The organism is Stenotrophomonas sp., assembly GCF_031995405.1.
Classification (GTDB): Bacteria; Pseudomonadota; Gammaproteobacteria; order Xanthomonadales; family Xanthomonadaceae; genus Stenotrophomonas.
Window position 1 is genome coordinate 14,711 of record NZ_DAMAGC010000036.1, and the last position, 18,744, is coordinate 33,454.

An 18,744-nucleotide genomic window follows, 5' to 3' on the forward strand; every position below is an offset into this window, starting at 1 on the left:
GCGCGCGGCAGCAGGCAATGCAAGCCCACGCGCCGTTCAGGCCAGTGCCGGCGCGCGTCGCAGCAGTGCCTGGAAGCTGCCCAACAGGTACGGGTCGACCAGCCCGCCGGCGGCCTCCTCGAGAATGCGCATGACCCGCTCAGGGTCCATCGCACCCCGGTAGGGGCGGTCGCTGGTCATCGCGTCCCAGGCGTCGACGAGGGTCAGGATGCGTGCGCCCAGCGGAATGCTTTCACCGCGCAGGCCGTCGGGATAGCCGCTGCCGTCGAAGGCTTCATGGTGCGCGCGGATCAGTTGCGCCACGTCGGCGGCATCGCTGCGACCGGTAGCCAGGAAAATGCGTTCGCCGTGCACGGGGTGCTGGCGCATGATCGCCTGCTCGGCGTCGTCGTGGCGGCCGCTGCTGAGCAGCACCTCGTCGGGGATGCCGATCTTGCCGATGTCGTGGAAGCAGGCGGCCAGTGCGATCCGATCGCAGTGCGCCCGGTCCAGTCCGCAGTGGCGGGCCAGCGCGCTGGCCAGCAGGCCGACGCGGTCGCAGTGGTGGCGGGTGTAGGCATCGCGCAGCTGCAGTGACAGCGACAGTGCATCGATGGAGCAGGCCAGCGCGTGGCCGGGGTGGAGCGGGGAGGAATCGATCACGGGAACTTCTTGCTGCGTCTCCCGGCAGCGGATGCTGCCGGGAGACGATGGAATCAATGCCGCTGCAGCTGGATGCCGTGCTTCTTGGCGTACGCGTCCTGGGCCGCGTCCAGGGCCTGCATTTCGCCGTCGATCCGGTTGCCCACGGCCTGCAGCTTCTCGGCCAGCGGCATGATCTGGGCCTTGTCATAGCCTTCCGGCAGCGCAGCCATTTCCAGCAGGATGGCGAACATTTCATCCGAGCTCTGCACGTAGGTGCGCAGTTTCTGGTGCACGTCCTTGGCATCGTCGGCCGGCGGCATCTGGTCGATCATGCCCAGGTACTGCTTCATCTCCGCGCGTGCGCCTTCCAGGCCGGATTTGAACGTGGCCAGGCCCTTGCCTTCGCCCAGTGCCTTCTGCAGTTCTTCACCACGCGGGCCGATGGTCCACTGCTGCACCGTAGTGGCGGTGCCGTTCCACAGGGCGACGTTTTCGGTGAGGTATTCGCTGGCGGTCATGCCGCTGCCGCCGCCGCTGCAGGCAGTGAGCAGGGCCAGGCCGGCGGCCAGCAGCAGGGTGTGGAATCGTTTCAAAGCAACTCTCCTTGTCGCGGGCAATGAACAGGAAAGACCCTCCGGCCCGCAGAAGCGGAGGGTCACGGGGGAATAAGTGCTGGCGCGTCAGCGCGGCGACAGCGTCAGCAGCAATGCCTTGGCGGCGCTGAAGCGGTCTTCGGGCAACGGCAGCGGGTGCTTGATGCGCAGCTTGTCCGGGCCGTCCATCGTGTACAGCTTGGGCTGCTTCTGGATCATCTGGATGACCGCCATCGGATCGATCGCCGGCTTGGCTTCGAACACGATGCGTCCGCCGTTTTCACCCAGCTCCAGCTTGCGCACGCCCAGCGTGTTGGCCTGCAGCTTGAGTTCGGCGATCGCGAACAGGTGCTTGGCCGGATCCGGCAGCAGGCCGAAACGGTCGATCATCTCCACCTGCAGTTCGCGCAGTGCATCGGTATCGCGCGCGCTGCTGATGCGCTTGTACAGGGTCAGACGGGTATGCACGTCGGGCAGGTAGTCGTCCGGGATGAGGGCGGGCACGTGCAGCTCCACCTCGGCGCCGCGCGCTTCTTCGCCGGCATCCAGGTCGGGCAGCTTGCCCAGGCGGATGCTGCGCACCGCGCGTTCGAGCAGCTCGGTATACAGGCTGAAACCAACCTCGGCCATCTGCCCGCTCTGGTCCTCGCCGAGCAGTTCGCCGGCGCCGCGGATTTCCAGATCGTGCGTGGCCAGGGTGAAACCGGCACCCAGCTCGTCCATCGAGGCGATCGCGTCCAGACGCTTCTCCGCGTCCGGGGTCATCGCCCGCTTGTCCGGCACCACCAGGTAGGCGTAGGCGCGGTGGTGCGAGCGACCGACGCGGCCACGCAACTGGTGCAGCTGGGCCAAGCCGAAGCGGTCGGCGCGGTTGATGATGATGGTGTTGGCGTTGGGGATGTCGATGCCCGATTCGATGATCGTCGTCGACAGCAGTACGTTGTAGCGCTGCTTCTGGAAGTCCAGCATCACCCGCTCCAGCTCACGCTCGGGCATCTGCCCGTGGGCGATGCCGATGCGCGCCTCGGGCACCAGTTCGGCCAGGTCACGCTGCATGCGGCCGATGCTTTCCACATCGTTGTGCAGGAAGTACAGCTGGCCACCACGGGCCAGCTCGCGCTGGAACGCCTCGCGCAGCAGCGCGTTGTCCCAGGCGGTGATGAAGGTCTGCACCGCCAGCCGGTTCGGCGGCGGGGTGGCGATGATCGACAGGTCGCGCAGCCCGGCCATGGCCATGTTCAAGGTGCGCGGGATCGGCGTGGCGGTGAGGGTCAGCAGGTGCACGTTGGCGCGCATCGCCTTCAGCGCTTCCTTCTGGCGCACGCCGAAGCGCTGCTCCTCGTCCACCACCACCAGGCCCAGGTCCTTGAACTTCACGTCCGGCTGCAGCAGGCGGTGGGTACCGATGATGACGTCGATGGTACCGGCGGCCACCTTCTCCAGCTCGGCCTTGATTTCCTTGGTGCTCTTGAAGCGCGACAGCACTTCCACGCGCAGCGGCCAATCGGCGAAGCGGTCGCGGAAGTTGCGGTAATGCTGCTCGGCCAGCAGCGTGGTCGGCACCAGCACCGCAACCTGCTTGCCCGCGCTGGCCGCGGCGAACGCGGCGCGCACGGCCACTTCGGTCTTGCCGAAACCGACGTCGCCGCAGACCACCCGGTCCATCGGCTGGCTGCTGGCGAGATCGCGCAGGGTGGCATCGATCGCAGCGAGCTGGTCGGGCGTTTCCTCGAACGGGAAGCCGGCCGCGAACGGTTCGTACATCGATCGGTCCACATGCAGTGCCAGCCCGGCACGCGCGCGGCGGCGGGCCTGGATTTCCAGCAGTTCGGCAGCGACATCGCGGACTTTCTCGGCGGCCTTGCGCTTGGCCTTGGTCCACTGCTCGCCGCCGAGCGAATGCAGCGGCGCGGTCTCGGCCGAGGCACCGGAGTACCGGCTGATCAGCTGCAGCTGGGCGACCGGTACGTACAGGCGGTCGCCCTTGGCGTACTCGATCTCCAGGAATTCGCCGGGCATGCCGCCCGCATCGAGCACGATCAGCCCACGGTAGCGGCCGACGCCGTGGTCTTCGTGGACGATCGGGGCGCCTTCGGTCAGCTCGCCCAGGTCGCGGATGATCGCTTCCGGTTCGCGGCCGACACGGCGGCTGCGACGGGTGGTGCCGGCGCGCTCGGGGAACAGCTGGCGCTCGGTCAGCACCGCGATCTGCGGCGCATCCAGCGCGAAGCCGTCTTCCAGCGGCGCCACGGTGATCGCAAAGCGGGTCGTGGCATCGGCCAGGAAGGTCGGCAGATCGACTGCCACCGGCGGCTTCAGTTCGGCAGCCAGCAGCACTTCCAGCAACGCTTCGCGGCGGCCGGGGGAATCGGCGGCGATCAGTACCCGGCCCGGGTAGTGGCCGATGAAGGACTTGAGCGCTTCGCCAGCCGGTGCATCACGCGCGGCCACCGGCAGCGGCGGCAACGGCTGGTCGCCCAGTGGCTGCGCGTCGGCGATGCGCGGGTGGTCGGCGTTCCAGATCTCGATGCGTGGCAGTGCATTGAGCTTCGCGCTGAGGGCTTCCGGGCTGAGGTACAGCTCCGAAGGCGCCAGCAGCGGGCGCTCCACGTCGTGGCGACGCTGTTCATAGCGGTTGCCGGTTTGCGCCCAGAAGGCAGCCGCAGCGTCGCCCACGCCCACGCCGACCAGTGGCAGCACGTTCGGCTGCAGATAGTCGAACAGCGTGGCGGTCTGGTCGAAGAACAGCGGCAGGTAGTACTCGACGCCGGCCGGGGCCAGCCCAGCCTTGAGATCCTGGTACAGCGCGCTGCGCCGGGTATCCACATCGAAGCGCTCACGCAGGGTGGCCAGCACCCGCGACACGCTCAGGTCGTCCAGCGGCACTTCGCGACCGGGCAGCATCCGCACCGCGTCGACCTTGTCCAGCGAGCGCTGGCTTTCCGGGTCGAAGGCGCGGATCGAGTCGATGTCCTCGTCCAGCAGCTCGATCCGCAGTGGTGCCTGCGCGCCCATCGGGAACACGTCGAGCAGGCCGCCACGCACGGCGAAATCGCCCGGGTCCATCACCTGCGGCACGTTGCGGTACGCGGCTGCTTCGAGGCGGCGTTTCTCCGCGTCCAGGTCCAGGCGCTGGCCGACCTTCAGGTCGAAGCTGCCACCGATGATGTACTTGAGCGGGGCCAGCTGCTGCAGCAGCGTCTGCACCGGCACCACCACGATGCCGCGCTTGAGCGAGGGCAACTGGTGCAGTGCGGCCAGGCGCTGGGAAATGATGTCCGGATGCGGGCTGAAAGCGTCGTAGGGCAGGGTTTCCCAGTCCGGGAACACCACCACCGGCAGGTCCGCGGCGCCGCCCAGCAGGGTGCGCAGGTCGGCTTCGATCTGGTTGGCGGTATGGTTGTCGCGCGCGATGAACAGCAGCGGCCCGTCATGGACCTCGGCGGCACGGGCGACATACCACGCCAGCGCAGTGGCCGAAGCGGGAGCGCGCCACCAGGCGCGGAGCTGACCGGAACGTGGCAGCGGCGGTGCGGGATAGGAGGTGCGTGACATGAACCGTCGATTTTAGCAGACCGCGCGGTCACGGCCGTGTCAGCCCGGCGCAATGCCGCCTGCCGTGCACACCACGCCGCTCACCGTTGCCTGATTGGTTGCACCGCCCCCCCGAGTCAAGAGGGCGCGCGGCCGGTCCGCGACCGGCACTCCCTCAACTGTCGAGTTCGAGCACCATGCGCACCAGGCCAGGCGTGCCCTGCGGATGCGGCACCGGCTTGAAGCCCAGCGAAGCGGCCAACTGCTTCATCGGCTCGTTCTCTTCGGCGACATCGCCGTACAACCGGTCCAGGTACTTGCCACGCGCCCACTTGACCAGCTTGCGCATCAGCTGCCGGCCCAGGCCCTGGCCGACCAGGAAGCGGCTGACCAGGATGGCGTACTCGGCCTCGCGGGTACCCTGGATGATGGAGGCCCGCGCCACCGCCCCGACCACGGCTTCACCGGCGGGCAGCGACTCGGCCGCGACCAGGGTGATTTCGCTCTTGGGATTGGGGTGGGTCAGGCGCTGGGTGGTTTCCGGCGACAGCTCGGTCACCGACTGCAGGAAACGGTCGCGGATCTCCTCTGGCCCGAACAGGCTGAAGGCGGCGTGCAGCGGTGCCCCGTCTTCGGGGCGGATCGGGCGGATCAGCAGCTCGTGGCCACTGGGTGCCTTGAAAATCTCGTGCCAGGGCGGCATGCGGTTACGGGTAGCCATACCGGTGATTCCTAGGTGGTCTTCGGATTCTCGCATCCCCGGGTGCGGGTTCCGTGAACGGAACGCTCACGCCGTTCAGGGACGCGAGGGGGCGCTCATTCGGCCTGTTTGAGCCACTGCAGGCGCGTGCTGGCGCCGGCTTCGCCGAGGAACTGCTTCAGCGCCGGCATTGCCGGGGCCAGCACCTGGTCGAACTGCCACGGCGGGTTGAGCAGCAGCATGCCGCTGCCGTTGAGCCGCAGCGGCGAATCGTCCGGGCGCACCAGCAACTCGACGGTCAGCACCGACTTCACCGGCAGCGCGCAGGCCTTGCGCAGGAAATGCAGGATGGTCCGGCGCTGCTTGATCGGGAACCAGATCGCAAAGCTTGCCTGCGGCCAGCGGCCCAGGATCTCGGTCACCGAGGCCAGGATGGCCTGGTACTCGGCGTCCTGCCCTTCGTAGGGCGGGTCGATCAGGACCAGCCCGCGGCCGATTTTCACGCCATTGGCCTTGGGCGGCAGCAGCTTCCGGTTCTGGGCGTAGCCGTCGGCGTGGTACACCCCGACCCGGCTGTCATGGGCGAACAGCGCCTTCAGCGAGGCCGCTTCGTCGTCCTGCACCTCGCAGACCGCCATGCGGTCCTGCTCGCGCAGGGTCTGGGCGGTCAGCAACGGCGAGCCGGGGTAGCTGATCATCGCCCCGACCGGGTTGTCGGCCTGGACCGCCTTGAGATAGCGCTCGATCACGGCCGGCAGCGCCGGCTGGGCCATCAGCCGCATCACCCCGTCTTCGGCCTCCAGCGTCTTGCGGCTTTCCTCGCTGGCCAGCAGGTAGCGGCCAGCGCCGCCGTGGGTGTCCAGCACGAAGAACGGGCTGTCTTTGCGCTTGAAGGTGTCGAGCAGGGCAAGCTGCACGATGTGCTTGAGCACATCGGCGTGGTTGCCGGCATGGAAGGCGTGGCGGTAATTCATCGGCGCAGTGTACGGGGCGGCGGGCCCAGCGGCTATGCTGCGCGCATGAACCGACCCCTGCACAACGTCCTGGTCGTCGAAGACGAAACCGCCATCGCCGACACCGTGCTGTACGCGCTGCGCAGCGAGGGCTATGGCGCCCAGCACTGCCTGCTCGGCGGTGGCGCGCTGGAAGCGCTGCGCCAGCAGGCCTTCGATGTGGTGGTGCTGGACGTGGGCCTGCCGGACATGAGCGGGTTCGAGGTCTGCCGCAGCCTGCGCACCTTCAGCGAGGTGCCGGTGATCTTCCTGACCGCGCGCAACGACGAGTTCGACCGCGTGCTGGGCCTGGAGCTGGGTGCGGACGACTACATGGCCAAGCCGTTCTCGCCGCGCGAGCTGGTCGCCCGGGTGCGTGCGCGACTGCGCCGCAGCAGTGCGCCGGTCGAGCAGGGCGGGTGGCAGCAGCACGGCCGCTTCGCCATCGACCGCGAGGGTCGCCGCATCCGCTACGCCGAGCAGCCGCTGGAGCTGACCCGCTACGAGTACGCGCTGATGGCCGCGCTGCTGCAGCGCCCCGGCGCCATCCTCAGCCGTGCGCAGTTGATGGACCGGGGCTGGGACACCGACGCCGACAGTGCGGATCGCACCGTGGATACCCACGTCAAGACGCTGCGCGCCAAGCTGCGCGCCGCCGGTGCCGACCCCGATCCGATCCGCACCCACCGCGGGCTCGGCTACGCGCTGGAGGTCTGAACGATGCGGCTGGGCCTCAAGCTGTTCCTGGGTTTCTTCCTGATCGTGGGCATCGCCGCGTTCTTCGTGATGCGCATCTTCGTCAACGAAGTAAAGCCCGGCGTACGCCAGGCGATGGAGTCCACGTTGGTCGACGCGGCCAATGTACTGGCCGAGATGGCCGCCGCCGACGTCAAGGCCGGGACGATCCGCCACGGCACCTTCGTGGCCAACCTGGCCCGCGCGCAGCGCCGCGACCCCAAGGCGATGGTGTGGCGTTTCCCCAAGCGCACGCTCGACTACCAGGTGACCATCACCGATGCCAAGGGGATCGTGATCTACGACTCCAGTGGCCAGGGCGTCGGCCGCGACAACTCGCGCTGGAATGACGTCTACCGCACCCTGCGCGGCGAATATGGCGCGCGCTCCAGCCCGGAGACCCCCGGCGATGACACCCACTCGGTGATGCACGTGGCCGCGCCGATCCACGATCCGGCCGATGCCCGGCGCCTGATCGGTGTGCTCAGCCTGGCCCAGCCCAACCGCAGCATCGACCCGTTCATTGCCGCCAGCCAGCGCGCCATCATGAAACGGGGCGCATGGTTGATCGGCCTGTCGGCGCTGATCGGGCTGTTGATGACCGCCTGGCTGATGCACGGGGTCAACCGACTCAACCGTTATGCCAAGGCGGTCAGTGCCGGCGAGCCGGTGCCCCCGCCGAAACCGCGTCGCGACGAGATCGGCGATCTCGGCCAGGCGCTGGAAACGATGCGGCGCAAGCTGGAAGGCAAGGCCTACGTCGAGCAGTATGTGCAGTCGCTGACGCACGAGATGAAAAGCCCGCTGGCCGCCATCCGCGGCGCCGCCGAGCTGCTGCAGGAGCCGTTGCCCGATGCCGACCGCGTGCACTTCGCGCGCAGCATCCAGGGCCAGGAACAGCGCCTGACCGAAACCATCGACAAGCTGCTGGCGCTGGCCGAAGTGGAACAGCATGGCTGGCTGCAGAAGCGCGAGCCGATCGACCTGGGCCTGCTCCTGCGCACCGCCGCCGACGCGGTGGCCATGCGTGCGCAGTCCGCTGCGGTAAGCGTGGAGGTGGAGGTGCCCGACGGGCTGGTGATCCAGGGCGATGGCTACCTGCTGCGCCAGGCCTTGAACAACCTGCTGGAGAATGCGCTGGCGTTTTCCACCGCCGAAGCCTGTGTGCAGCTCAGCGCGGCGCGCGATGGCGAAGGCGTGGTCCTGCGCGTGGCCGATCGCGGCAGCGGCGTGCCCGACTACGCGCTGGAGCGGGTGTTCGAACGCTTCTACTCGCTGGCGCGCCCGGCCACCGGTCTGCGCAGTTCCGGTCTGGGGCTGTCGTTCGTGCAGGAAGTCGCGCGCCTGCACGGTGGACGTGCCCAGCTGCGCAACCGCGAAGGCGGCGGTGCCATTGCTTCGCTGTGGCTGCCGTGGCGCGGCCCGGCCGCGCCGATCCGGCGCTGAGCCCCGGCAGGCCGCGCACTTCACACAGACTTCAAACTCAGCACAAACCCCGCACACCGCCACCGCCGAAGCTGGCCCCCTCCCAACCGAGGACGGGCCATGAAATCACTGAAGATGCTGTTGCGGTTCGCCATTGTCGGCGGGCTGATCCTGTTGTTGCTGATCCCGCTGATGATGATCAAGGGCGTGATCAGCGAGCGCCAGTCCTACCGCGACGAGGCCTATCTGCGCGTGTCGCAGAGCCGCGCGGGTGCGCAGACCCTGACCGGTCCGGTGCGCGTGGTGCCGTGGACCGAGACCCGCGAAGTGGAAGTGGTCGATGCGGCCGGCAACAAGACCAAGGGCGTGCAGACCGAGCAGAGCTACTGGCTGCAGATGCCGTCCAGGCTGCAGGTCGATGGCCGCATGCAACCGGACGAGCGTCGCATCGGCCTGTTCCGGGTGCCGGTATACAGCTGGAACGCGAAGATCACCGCCGAGTTCAGCGACGACGACTACCCGATCAAGGAAGGCCGCGTGTACGGCACGCCGTACCTGGCGGTGGGCATCGCCGACGTGCGCGGACTGGTCGGCTCGCCCAGGCTGCAGGTTGACGGCGCAGCGCTGACCCTGCAGCCGGGCATCGGCGATGTCACCGGAATGGGCAAGGGCCTGCACGTGCCGCTGCGCGGTTTCGACACCCCTGCCGGTGGAGTGCTCAAGGCCAGCAAGCTGGAACTGGCGCTGGTACTCGATGGCACCCGCTCGCTGGCGGTGGTGCCGGTGGGCGATGACAGCCGTATCGCGATCCAGTCGCCGTGGCCGCATCCGTCGTTCGGCGGCAGCTTCCTGCCCAACCAGCGCACCGTCGGCGAGCAGGGCTTTGAAGCGCAGTGGGCGGTATCGTCGCTGGCCTCCCAGGCGCAGCGCCAGCTGCGCGAGAGCAAGGACGTCGAGCCGGAGACGGTCAGCGTCGAACTGGTCAACCCGGTGGACATCTACACCCAGGCCGATCGCGCCAGCAAGTACGGCATCCTCTTCATCCTGCTCACCTTCGTCGGCTTCATCCTGTTCGAGCTGATCAAGCGGCTGCGCATCCACCCGCTGCAATACCTGATGGTGGGCCTGGCGCTGGCGATCTTCTTCCTGCTGCTGCTCAGCCTGTCCGAACATATTCCGTTCTGGCTGGCGTACGTCGTCTCGGCGGTGGCCTGCATCGGCGTACAGGCGGTGTACCTGTCCGGCGTATTGAAGAGCTGGACACGCGGACTGGGCTTCGCCGGCATGCTGACCGTGCTGTACGGCGCGCTGTACGGCTTGTTGATCTCGGAGAACAACGCGTTGCTGATGGGTTCGCTGCTGCTGTTCGGCGTGCTGGCCACGGCGATGTGGATCACCCGCAAGATCGACTGGTACGAAGTCGGCGCGAGCCTGAAGTAAGGAGCACGACATGAGCTGGCGCCAAGGGTTACGGCAACGCGCGGGGCAGGGCATTCCCGCGCTGCTGGAAGTGGATGCACTGCTGCAGGCCAGCGGCGTGCTGGCGGCCTTGCCGGGGGCGCGGATCGCTCCCGGCCTGGTCCGCTTCAAGCTGGCCGAGCGCAGCTGCGAAGGAGTCCAGCGCCAGGGACTGGCGTGGTTGTCCGGGGCGCGGCAGGGACGCGGCGCACTGGGTGGACGGGTGCCGCGCTACCGGGAATGGAAAGCCGGCAGCGCAGCACTGACCGAGATCGGTATCGAGGGCCTGCCGGCGGATTGGCCCGCGCACGCGGCTGTATTCGGCTGCACCAGCGTCGACCGCCGCCACTGGCTGTTGCTGTTGCCGGCGCACGCACAGCTGTGGCTGGGCTGGAACGGCTGAGCGCGCGCAGGCATGACCGATGGGACGGGGGCACGGCGCGCGCGCTGGCTAGACTCGGGGGCTTGTCGAGTGATGCCGAAAGGCCGGGGTGTGACGTGCTGAAGTGGGGCGTGCTGGCGGTAGCGCTGGCGATGGGTGGCAATGCAATGGCGCAGGAGCGTGAGACGGTGGACCTGGATATGGTCGGCCGCATCCGCCAGGAAGCCTTCCACCGCTCGCAGGTGATGGCCACCTTCAGCCACCTCACCGAACGGATCGGTCCGCGCCTGACCAATTCGCCGGCCATGCGCGAAGCCAACCGCTGGAGCCGCGAGACGTTCACCGAATGGGGATTGGTCAACGTGCACGACGAAGGCTTCGACGCCTTCGGTCGGGGCTGGGAATTCAGCAACGCCAACGTGGAGATGCTGAGCCCGCGCGTGGCGCCGCTGTACGCGCTGCCCAAGGCGTGGACGCCGGGCACCAACGGCACGGTCGAAGGCGAGGTGGTCAAGGTCGACATCAAGAAGATCGCCGACCTGGCGCAGTACAAGGGCAAGTTGACCGGCAAGATCCTGCTGCTCAACGACGCACGCGATTACGCGCGCGCCAGCGCCTCCGATTCGAACCGCCACGACGAGGCCGGCCTGGCCGAGCTGCAGGTGTTCGCGGTGCCCAAGGACGTGGCCGACGCCAAGGCCGAGCGCGCCAAGAAGGCCAGGGAATACCTGGACAAGCAGGCGCTCGCGCGCGCCACCAACGCGTTCTTCGCCGAGCAGGGCGTGCTGGCCACGATCAGCATCAGCGGCTGGGACAACGGCATCATCCGCGTCGGCGGCGGCGGCTCGCGCAAGGCGGGCGAACCGGTGGGCGTGCCCGAACTGGCGATGATGGCCGAGCACTACAACCCGTTGGTGCGTGCGGTCGAGCAGAAGCAGCCGGTCAAACTGCGGGTCAACGTGGAGGCGCGCTTCACCGATGCGCAGGACCAGCCGGGCTACAACACGCTGGCCGAGATCCGCGGCAGCAGCAAGGCCGATGAGATCGTCATGCTCGGCGCGCACATGGATTCCTGGCACACCGGCACCGGTGCGGCCGACAACGCCGCCGGCGTGGCGGTGATGATGGAAGCCATGCGCATCCTCAAGGCGGTGGGCGCAAAACCCAGGCGCACCATCCGCGTGGCGTTGTGGAGCGGCGAAGAGCAGGGGCTGGTGGGTTCGCAGGACCATGTGTCCCGGCATTTCGCCCGCTACCCCGAACCGACCGACCCGGAGCAGAAACTGCTGCCGGCCTCGATGCGCGAACCGACCGGCGCGCTGCAGCGCCAGCGCGATTACGACAAATTCTCGGTGTATTTCAACATGGACAACGGCTCGGGCCGTTTCCGCGGCATCTATGCCCAGGAAAACCTGGCGGCGGTGCCGATCTTCGAGGCCTGGCTGGCCCCGTTCCATGACGTCGGCGCCACCACCGTGGCCACCCGCAACACCGGCAGCACCGACCACATCGCCTTCGACCGGGTCGGCCTGCCGGGCTTCCAGTTCATCCAGGACCGGCTGGACTACTTCACCAACGTCCACCACAGCAACCTGGACACCTGGGACCACGCCGAGCCGGAAGACCTGAAGCAGGCAGCGGCGATCGTGGCCTCCTTCGTCTACAACGCGGCCATGCGCGAGGAAAAGATGCCGCGCAAGCCGTTGCTGGCGCCCTGAGCGCAGTCAGCGGGTCTGTACCGAATACCCCTGGATGGCGGGGTCCACCGAGATGATCGCGCGGTAGAGCACCGCGCCGCCGGTGGTGCCACCGCTGCGTTGCAGACGCACGGAGGCGGTGTAGATGGGCGGCTGGCCGGGGGCGATATCGGTCAGCGCGTGGGTCATCGCCTCCGCGTCGTCGGGCATCAGGGTGATGCCCAGCAGGCACAGTTGCGGCGAACAGTCGAAGGCCTGCAGCTGCGAGGTGGTGGTGGCCTGGCGCAGGCGCAGCTTCAGCGCGTCCAGATGTTCCTGGCGGCGGTGCTGCGCCGTCGCATCGGTGGCGTAGCGCTGTTGCCAGTCGGCCACCTGAGCATCCCACTGGGCTGGATCGCCGAGCAGGGCATCCATCGCCTCGGACCTGAGGTGGTCCTGCTGAACCAGAGCGGGGGCGGCCAGCGCGGTACGCTCGCTGGTGACCCGAGCTGCTGCGGCTGCTGCGGGGGCCGCCTTGCCATCGGCCGCGCTGTTGCGATCTGCCTGCCATTCGCCGGGCGGTGCGACACCTTTGTCGGCGACGACCCTGGTCTCTGGCGACACATCGTGGCAGCCGCCCAGCAACATGGCGATGATGGCGAGGGTGAAACGGGTACGGGACTGCAGCAAGGCGTACTCCCTGGGCTTGGATAGGTCTGTTCGTATGAGGCGGTCGCGCTGGGCCATCAGGGGAGATCGACGGCGTCCGCGCCAGCGGCATGCCCCTTCTCGAAGATGAACAATGCCGTATGAAATCACCCGGCAGGTCGCCGTAACAGTCGGAATTTTCTGATTTAGGCAGTAAACGGCCCGGGACGGGTAAAATTGCCCGGATTCCAGCTTCCCGCCTCGAGCCCTCCATGACCTGCCGCACCCGTTTCGCCCCCAGTCCCACCGGCTACCTGCACATCGGCGGCGCCCGCACCGCGCTGTACTGCTGGCTGGAGGCCCGTCACCGTGGCGGCGAATTCGTGCTGCGCATCGAAGACACCGACCGCGAGCGCAGCACCCAGGGCGCGATCGACGCGATCCTGGAGGCGATGGACTGGCTGGGCCTGGGCTACGACGAGGGCCCGATCTACCAGACCCAGCGCGTGGCCCGTTACCTGGAAGTGGCCGAGCAGCTGGTCGCCGACGGCAAGGCCTACTACGCCTACGAGACCCGCGAAGAACTGGACGCGATGCGCGAGGCCGCGATGGCCAGGCAGGAAAAGCCGCGCTACAACGGTGCCGCGCGTGACCTGGGCCTGCCGTACAAGGACGACCCGAACCGCGTCATCCGCTTCAAGAACCCGCTGGAGGGCACGGTGGTGTTCGACGACCTGATCAAGGGCCGCATCGAGATCGCCAACAGCGAGCTGGACGACATGGTGATCTTCCGTCCGGACGGCTTCCCCACCTACAACTTCGCGGTGGTGGTGGACGACTGGGACATGCGCATCAGCGAGGTCATCCGCGGCGACGACCACATCAACAACACCCCGCGCCAGATCAATCTGTACGAAGGCATCGGCGCCCCGGTGCCGAAGTTCGGCCACATGCCGATGATCCTGGACGAGCAGGGTGCCAAGCTGTCCAAGCGCACCGGCGCTGCCGATGTGATGCAGTACAAGGACGCCGGCTACCTGCCCGACGCGCTGCTCAGCTACCTGGCCCGCCTGGGCTGGTCGCATGGCGACCAGGAGCTGTTCAGCCGCCAGGAACTGATCGACCTGTTCGACGTGACCAATTGCAACTCCAAGGCCGCACGCCTGGACATGGCCAAGCTGGGCTGGGTCAACCAGCACTTCCTGAAGACCGAGCAGCCGGCCGACATCGCCCCGCACCTGGTCTACCAGCTGAACAAGCTGGGCCTGGATCTGGCCGCGGGGCCGGCCCCGGCCGACGTCGTGCTGGCGTTGCGCGACCGCGTGCAGACCCTGAAGGAAATGGCCGAGAAGGCGGTGGTCTGGTACCAGCCGCTGACCGACTACGACGAGGCAGCGGTGGCCAAGCACTTCAAGCCGGGCGCGGAACTGGCGCTGGGCAAGGCCCGCGAGCTGTTGGCCGCCGCCGGGGAGTGGACGGTGGAGAGCGTGTCGGCGGCCCTGCACGATGTCGCAACGGCGCTGGAGATCGGCATGGGCAAGGTCGCCCAGCCGCTGCGCGTGGCCATCACCGGTACCCAGGTCAGCCCGGACATCTCCCAGACCGTGTTCCTGGCCGGGCGTGAAGAGGCCTTGAAACGCATCGACGTCGCACTCACTAAAGTACCGACGGCCTGACCACAGGAGACCGCGCATGTCCGCAAAGACCGCTTGTACCGCTCCGCACCATCACGTTCACGATGCCTCCGATTTCGTGAAGGTGGTCGAACGCGTGTGCGCCGAGCGCGGGCTGCGCCTCACTCCCATCCGCGCCAACGTGTTGCGGCTGATCGCCGAGGCCGGCAAGCCGGTCAAGGCGTATGAGCTGCTGGAATGGGTGCGCAGTGGCAAGGGCGTCGGCGCCGATGCGCCGCCGACCGTGTACCGCGCACTGGATTTCCTGATGGCCAACGGCTTCGTGCACAAGCTCGAATCGGTGAACGCCTTCGTGGCCTGCCACCATCCCAGCAGCGCGCAGCATTCGGTGCCGTTCCTGATCTGCAACAGCTGCCACAGCGCGGTGGAACTGGAAGACAAGGAAATCGTCAGCCAGCTGGAGAAGCGCGCGAAGGAGCTGGGATTCCAGCCGCAGGCGCAGACGCTGGAAGTGCACGGCCTGTGCGCGCGCTGCGCGGGCTGAGGTCGTTGCTCCGCACCTGACGCGATACACCGGTAATGCCAACCCATGGTTGGCAGCGCGCAGACCTTCATTTCTCCAGATCCACCGCAATTGCCTGCAGCACGCAACGTGCAGCCATGCATGGCATGGCGCTACCGGGCCGCGGTATCCACCTTCACCACCACCGACATGCCCGGGCGCAACCGCGCGGCCAGCGGCTGGTCGGGATCGATCGCGATGCGGATCGGCAGGCGCTGCACGACCTTGGTGAAGTTGCCGCTGGCATTGTCCGGGCGCAGCACGCTGAATTCCGAGCCGGTGGCCGGGGCGATCTGTTCGATGTGGCCGTGCAGCTTTTCGCCGTCGAAGGCATCCACCTTGAACGAGGCCGGCTGGCCGATGCGCATCTTCCAGGTCTGGCCTTCCTTGAAATTTGCCACGACCCAGAGCGCGTCCGGAACCAGGAACAGTAGCTGCGAGCCGGCGGTGACGTACTGGCCCTGGCGCACCGAGGCCTCGCTGATCTGACCATCGCGCGGCGCGTGGATGACCGTATTGGCAAGGTCGATGCGCGCCAGTTCCAGCTGCGCCTGCGCGGTTTCCACGCCGGCTTCCAGGCTCTTGCGCGCGACCTGGGTGGAGGTGAGGGTCTCATCGGCGATGCGGATCTGCGCCTGCGACTGCAGCACCGCAGCCTGCGCGGCCTGCGTGCTGGTGCGGAACTTGTCGCGGTCGTTCAAGGCCACCAGTTGTTGCGCGGCCAGCTCTTCATAGCGCTTGAGCTCGGTGCGCGAGCGCGCCAGTTCGGACTGACCAGCGGTGAGGTTGGCCTGCGCGGCAGCGATCTGCGCACGGTTCTGCGCCTGCGCCTGGTCGGAGTTGGCCAGGGAGGCCTTGGCGCTGTCGAGGTTGGCCTGGGCCTGGGCGACCTTTTCCTTGTAGATACGGTCATCGATGCGCACCAGCGCATCGCCCTGCTTCACGTGCTGGAAGTCCTTGACCAGCACCTCGGTGACATAGCCATTGACCTGCGGTGCCAGCACGGTGATCTGCCCGCGCACATAGGCGTTGTCGGTGCTGACCCGGCTGCTGTCGAACGGCCACAGCGACCACGCGCGCAGAATCAACGCGATGCCGAGCAGCGCGATCACGATCATGATCACCACGCTGCGGGTGCTGGGCTTGAGGTACTTGGACACTGCCGCAGGCGTGGCCGCCGCCGCGTCATTGTGGGTCGGGGCGGCATCGGTGGGTGGCGCCGGATTGACGTTTTCGGGCGCGCTGTCATCGCGTGGCGGGGTGGTGGGCATGGCTGGACTCATCGGGGCGGCGCGGTGGACGGCGCCGCGGCAGGAGGGGAGGTGAGCGGTAGATGGTGCTTGCGCCACTGTTTGAGCACCGCGGTGCGCACCGACAGCAGCAACAGCCAGCCCAGGAACGCCAGCGCGACAGTGCCGCTGAGGCTGAACACATCGTTGTAGGCGCGCACGTTGGCTTCGCGGCGCGCAGTCAACGCCAGTTGCGCGGTGCCTTGCGCGCTGCGCTGGACCGGGTCGGTGAGCAACGCGCCGTAAATCTGCTGTTGCTGTTTCAGGCGTTGCGCAACCACCCCGTCGGCCGGATCGAGCTGGCTGACCAGCGCGCTGGAATACACCTGTTCGCGGTGCAGCTGGTAGGTGCCCAATACCGCCGAGCCTGCCAGGCCGCCCAGGGTCTGGGTGATCGACAGCGTGACCAGGAAGGTGATCATGTGGTCCACGCCCTGTTTCAGCGCCTGGGTGATGCCGAGCATGATCAGCGGGCCCATGAACATGCCCGCGCCCACCGAGGCCAGGAACTGGCTCAGGTAGAAGTCGTGCGGGCGATCCAGGCTGGTGCGGTGCTGGTCGAGGAACGCCGCGCTGCCGAGCAGCAGGATGGCCATCAGCAGTTGGGCGATGATCCGCTTTGGCCCGAAGGTCAGCGATGCCGCGGCAATACCGGTGACCACACCGGCCAGCACCACGCCGAACAGCGGCCGCATCTGGTCCGGGCCCATGCCGAGCTGACGCATCAGCCCGACCACCCCGTAGGACTGCTCGGTGGTCAGGAAGCGGATCAGGAACGCGCCGACGATGAAGTGCAGCATCGGCAGGGTAGCCAGCCAGCGTGTCTGCAGCAGGGGATTGCGACGGTAGTGTTCGAGGATGAAGCCGGCGGTGGCCAGCGCGATCGAGGCGACCAGCGCCCAGCCCAGCCATGGCGTGTCCAGCCACCAGCGCGTATAGCCTTGGGCCAGCACCACCACCAGCAGGCCCACCGCCGGCGCGAGCAGGGCGAAGGTAAGGAAATCCAGCGGCTCGAAGGCCTTGATCTGCACCCCGGGCGGCAGCTTCAGAACCACCACCGCGGCAAACGCACACAGCGCCAGCCCGGCTTCGAACAGGTACAGGTTGTGCCATTGGCCGGTGTCGACCAGACCGGGCGAGACCAGCCATGCGATGGGTACGGCCAGCTGCGCGATGCCCACGCCGATCACCAGAAGGTTGCCGGTGTATTTGCGCGGCAGCGCCTGCAGCATATACAGCGTGCCCAACGTGCTGCACGCCGCCCCGGCGAAGCCGCTGGCGGCGCGCATCAGCACGGTGGTTTCAAAGCTGCCGACGAACAGATGCAGCACCGCCAGCGCCGCATACAGGCCCAGCCCGATCTCGGCGAACAGGCGGATGCCGTATTGCTGGCGGAACTTGAAGGCCAGCAGGTTGGCGGTGACGTTGACCATGGCATAGGCGGCCACCAGCCAGCTGCCCTGGGTCGGGGTGAGGCCGAGCTGGCCTTGCAGGAACGGCAGGTTGGCGCTGACCAGGGCGTTGCCCAGGCCGCCGGTGATGCCCACCAGCAGCGAGACCGCCGCATAGGCCACGCGCCGGTGCGGCGGATGCCACGGCATCGACGCCGACCCCGGCAGGGTCGGTTTTTCGTGGTCTTCCCAATCCGGGATCGGTTTGAGGTACTGCGACATCAGCCCTCCGGCGTGACGGGTCCCTGCAGTCCGCCGCGCAGCAACTGCAGGGCGCGCGCCACCAGCTTGGCCCGCTCTTCGCGGGATTTGCCACGCAGCGCGGCTCCCAGCATGCCTGAGATCAGTGAAACATCCGTTGCCTGCAGATCCGGGCGGCACAGTCCGGCGGCGATCGCGCGCTGGATCGGGGCTTCGAGCAGGGCCCAGATGGTCTGCCGCGCGGCCTTGATGGAGGGGTCATCGGGGTCCACCGCGCGCCAGTAATCGGACAGCGCAGGCGACTGCACGATGCGCGCCGCCATGCCTTCAAGCACTTCAAACAGGGCATCGTCTCGCTCGCCCAGGCTTTGCACCTGGCGGTTGATGCGCGCCACGGTCCGCTGCAGCAGCGCCTCGACCAGCGCGGTGCGGTCGGGGAAATTGCGATACAGCGTGGCGCGGCCGACCTGGGCGCGCTCCACCACCAGGTCAAGCGGCGCGGTCACGCCGTGTTGCCCGAACACCGCGTCGGCGGCATCCAGAATGAGGGCGCGGCGGGCAGCCGCATCGGCGCGTTGGGAAGTCATGCGGCATGATCGGACAACCGTGTCCGCAAGGAAAGAGCTCGTAGCGCCATTGCCGCCTGCCGGTGGGCGCCGGCTCGGCAAGATCAAGGCGGGGTGAAGTCCAGAGCCGGCGGCCGCAGCAGGTAGAGTCGAGCCACGCTCGACTGCCGAAGCCGGCGGCCGCAGCAGGTAGAGTCGAGCCACGCTCGACTGCCGACCCCGGCGGCCGCAGCAGGTAGAGTCGAGCCACGCTCGACTGCCGAAGCCGGCGGCC

The 18,744-nt window shown here is 67.8% G+C and carries 16 protein-coding genes; 7 read left to right on the forward strand and 9 right to left on the reverse strand.

All coding sequences use genetic code 11. The features are described 5' to 3' along the window. Positions 1-36: 36 nt before the first annotated feature. From RTO53_RS08825 to rlmJ, 5 genes are all read right to left on the reverse strand, one after another. Positions 37-642, reverse strand: a complete 606-nt coding sequence (locus RTO53_RS08825) for an HD domain-containing phosphohydrolase (protein ID WP_312237434.1) — start codon at positions 640-642, stop codon at positions 37-39. Between the two features lie 53 nt (positions 643-695). Next, positions 696-1,217: a hypothetical protein gene (locus tag RTO53_RS08830; RefSeq protein WP_312237435.1), complete on the reverse strand. Its 522-nt coding sequence runs from the start codon at positions 1,215-1,217 to the stop codon at positions 696-698. An 87-nt stretch (positions 1,218-1,304) separates the two neighbouring features. Further along, positions 1,305-4,772 (reverse strand): transcription-repair coupling factor, encoded by a 3,468-nt coding sequence (gene mfd / locus RTO53_RS08835; protein ID WP_312237436.1) that lies wholly within the window; start codon positions 4,770-4,772, stop codon positions 1,305-1,307. Positions 4,773-4,926: 154 nt separating this feature from the next. Beyond that, positions 4,927-5,472: a GNAT family N-acetyltransferase gene (locus tag RTO53_RS08840; RefSeq protein WP_038689569.1), complete on the reverse strand. Its 546-nt coding sequence runs from the start codon at positions 5,470-5,472 to the stop codon at positions 4,927-4,929. 95 nt (positions 5,473-5,567) lie between these two features. Further along, complete coding sequence (gene rlmJ / locus RTO53_RS08845) at positions 5,568-6,425, reverse strand: 23S rRNA (adenine(2030)-N(6))-methyltransferase RlmJ (RefSeq protein ID WP_312237437.1); 858 nt, start codon at positions 6,423-6,425, stop codon at positions 5,568-5,570. 45 nt (positions 6,426-6,470) lie between these two features. Here rlmJ and creB point away from each other — a divergent pair, with 45 nt between their 5' ends. The 5 genes from creB to RTO53_RS08870 all read left to right on the forward strand — a co-directional run bounded on the left by creB (position 6,471) and on the right by RTO53_RS08870 (position 12,161). Next, complete coding sequence (gene creB, locus RTO53_RS08850) at positions 6,471-7,160, forward strand: two-component system response regulator CreB (protein ID WP_312237438.1); 690 nt, start codon at positions 6,471-6,473, stop codon at positions 7,158-7,160. Between the two features lie 3 nt (positions 7,161-7,163). Continuing rightward, positions 7,164-8,624 (forward strand): two-component system sensor histidine kinase CreC, encoded by a 1,461-nt coding sequence (creC, locus tag RTO53_RS08855; RefSeq protein ID WP_312237439.1) that lies wholly within the window; start codon positions 7,164-7,166, stop codon positions 8,622-8,624. 99 nt (positions 8,625-8,723) lie between these two features. Beyond that, entirely contained in the window at positions 8,724-10,043 is a 1,320-nt protein-coding gene (gene creD / locus RTO53_RS08860) for a cell envelope integrity protein CreD (protein WP_312237440.1), read from the forward strand. Between the two features lie 10 nt (positions 10,044-10,053). Further along, complete coding sequence (locus RTO53_RS08865) at positions 10,054-10,464, forward strand: hypothetical protein (RefSeq protein WP_312237441.1); 411 nt, start codon at positions 10,054-10,056, stop codon at positions 10,462-10,464. A gap of 95 nt (positions 10,465-10,559) precedes the next feature. Next, positions 10,560-12,161, forward strand: a complete 1,602-nt coding sequence (locus RTO53_RS08870; RefSeq protein WP_312237442.1) for a M20/M25/M40 family metallo-hydrolase — start codon at positions 10,560-10,562, stop codon at positions 12,159-12,161. A 6-nt stretch (positions 12,162-12,167) separates the two neighbouring features. On the opposite strand, the gene RTO53_RS08875 is transcribed toward RTO53_RS08870, so the two are convergent. After that, entirely contained in the window at positions 12,168-12,809 is a 642-nt protein-coding gene (locus tag RTO53_RS08875; RefSeq protein WP_312237443.1) for a hypothetical protein, read from the reverse strand. Positions 12,810-13,039: 230 nt separating this feature from the next. Here RTO53_RS08875 and gltX point away from each other — a divergent pair, with 230 nt between their 5' ends. Both gltX and RTO53_RS08885 read left to right on the forward strand, forming a co-directional pair. Further along, positions 13,040-14,443 (forward strand): glutamate--tRNA ligase, encoded by a 1,404-nt coding sequence (gene gltX, locus RTO53_RS08880; RefSeq protein WP_312237444.1) that lies wholly within the window; start codon positions 13,040-13,042, stop codon positions 14,441-14,443. 16 nt (positions 14,444-14,459) lie between these two features. Beyond that, positions 14,460-14,945, forward strand: a complete 486-nt coding sequence (locus RTO53_RS08885; RefSeq protein ID WP_312237445.1) for a Fur family transcriptional regulator — start codon at positions 14,460-14,462, stop codon at positions 14,943-14,945. A gap of 131 nt (positions 14,946-15,076) precedes the next feature. Here the strand turns inward: RTO53_RS08885 and RTO53_RS08890 are convergent, their stop codons facing one another. Genes RTO53_RS08890 through RTO53_RS08900 form a run of 3 tightly spaced genes read right to left on the reverse strand, consistent with a single transcriptional unit; the run spans position 15,077 to position 18,491 of the window. Further along, positions 15,077-16,234: an HlyD family secretion protein gene (locus RTO53_RS08890; protein WP_312237446.1), complete on the reverse strand. Its 1,158-nt coding sequence runs from the start codon at positions 16,232-16,234 to the stop codon at positions 15,077-15,079. A gap of 8 nt (positions 16,235-16,242) precedes the next feature. Further along, positions 16,243-17,928: an MFS transporter gene (locus RTO53_RS08895; protein ID WP_312237449.1), complete on the reverse strand. Its 1,686-nt coding sequence runs from the start codon at positions 17,926-17,928 to the stop codon at positions 16,243-16,245. Beyond that, positions 17,925-18,491, reverse strand: coding sequence for a TetR/AcrR family transcriptional regulator (locus RTO53_RS08900; RefSeq protein ID WP_312237450.1), 567 nt, complete (start codon positions 18,489-18,491; stop codon positions 17,925-17,927). Before RTO53_RS08900 ends, RTO53_RS08895 begins: the two co-directional genes overlap by 4 nt. Positions 18,492-18,744: the final 253 nt, after the last annotated feature.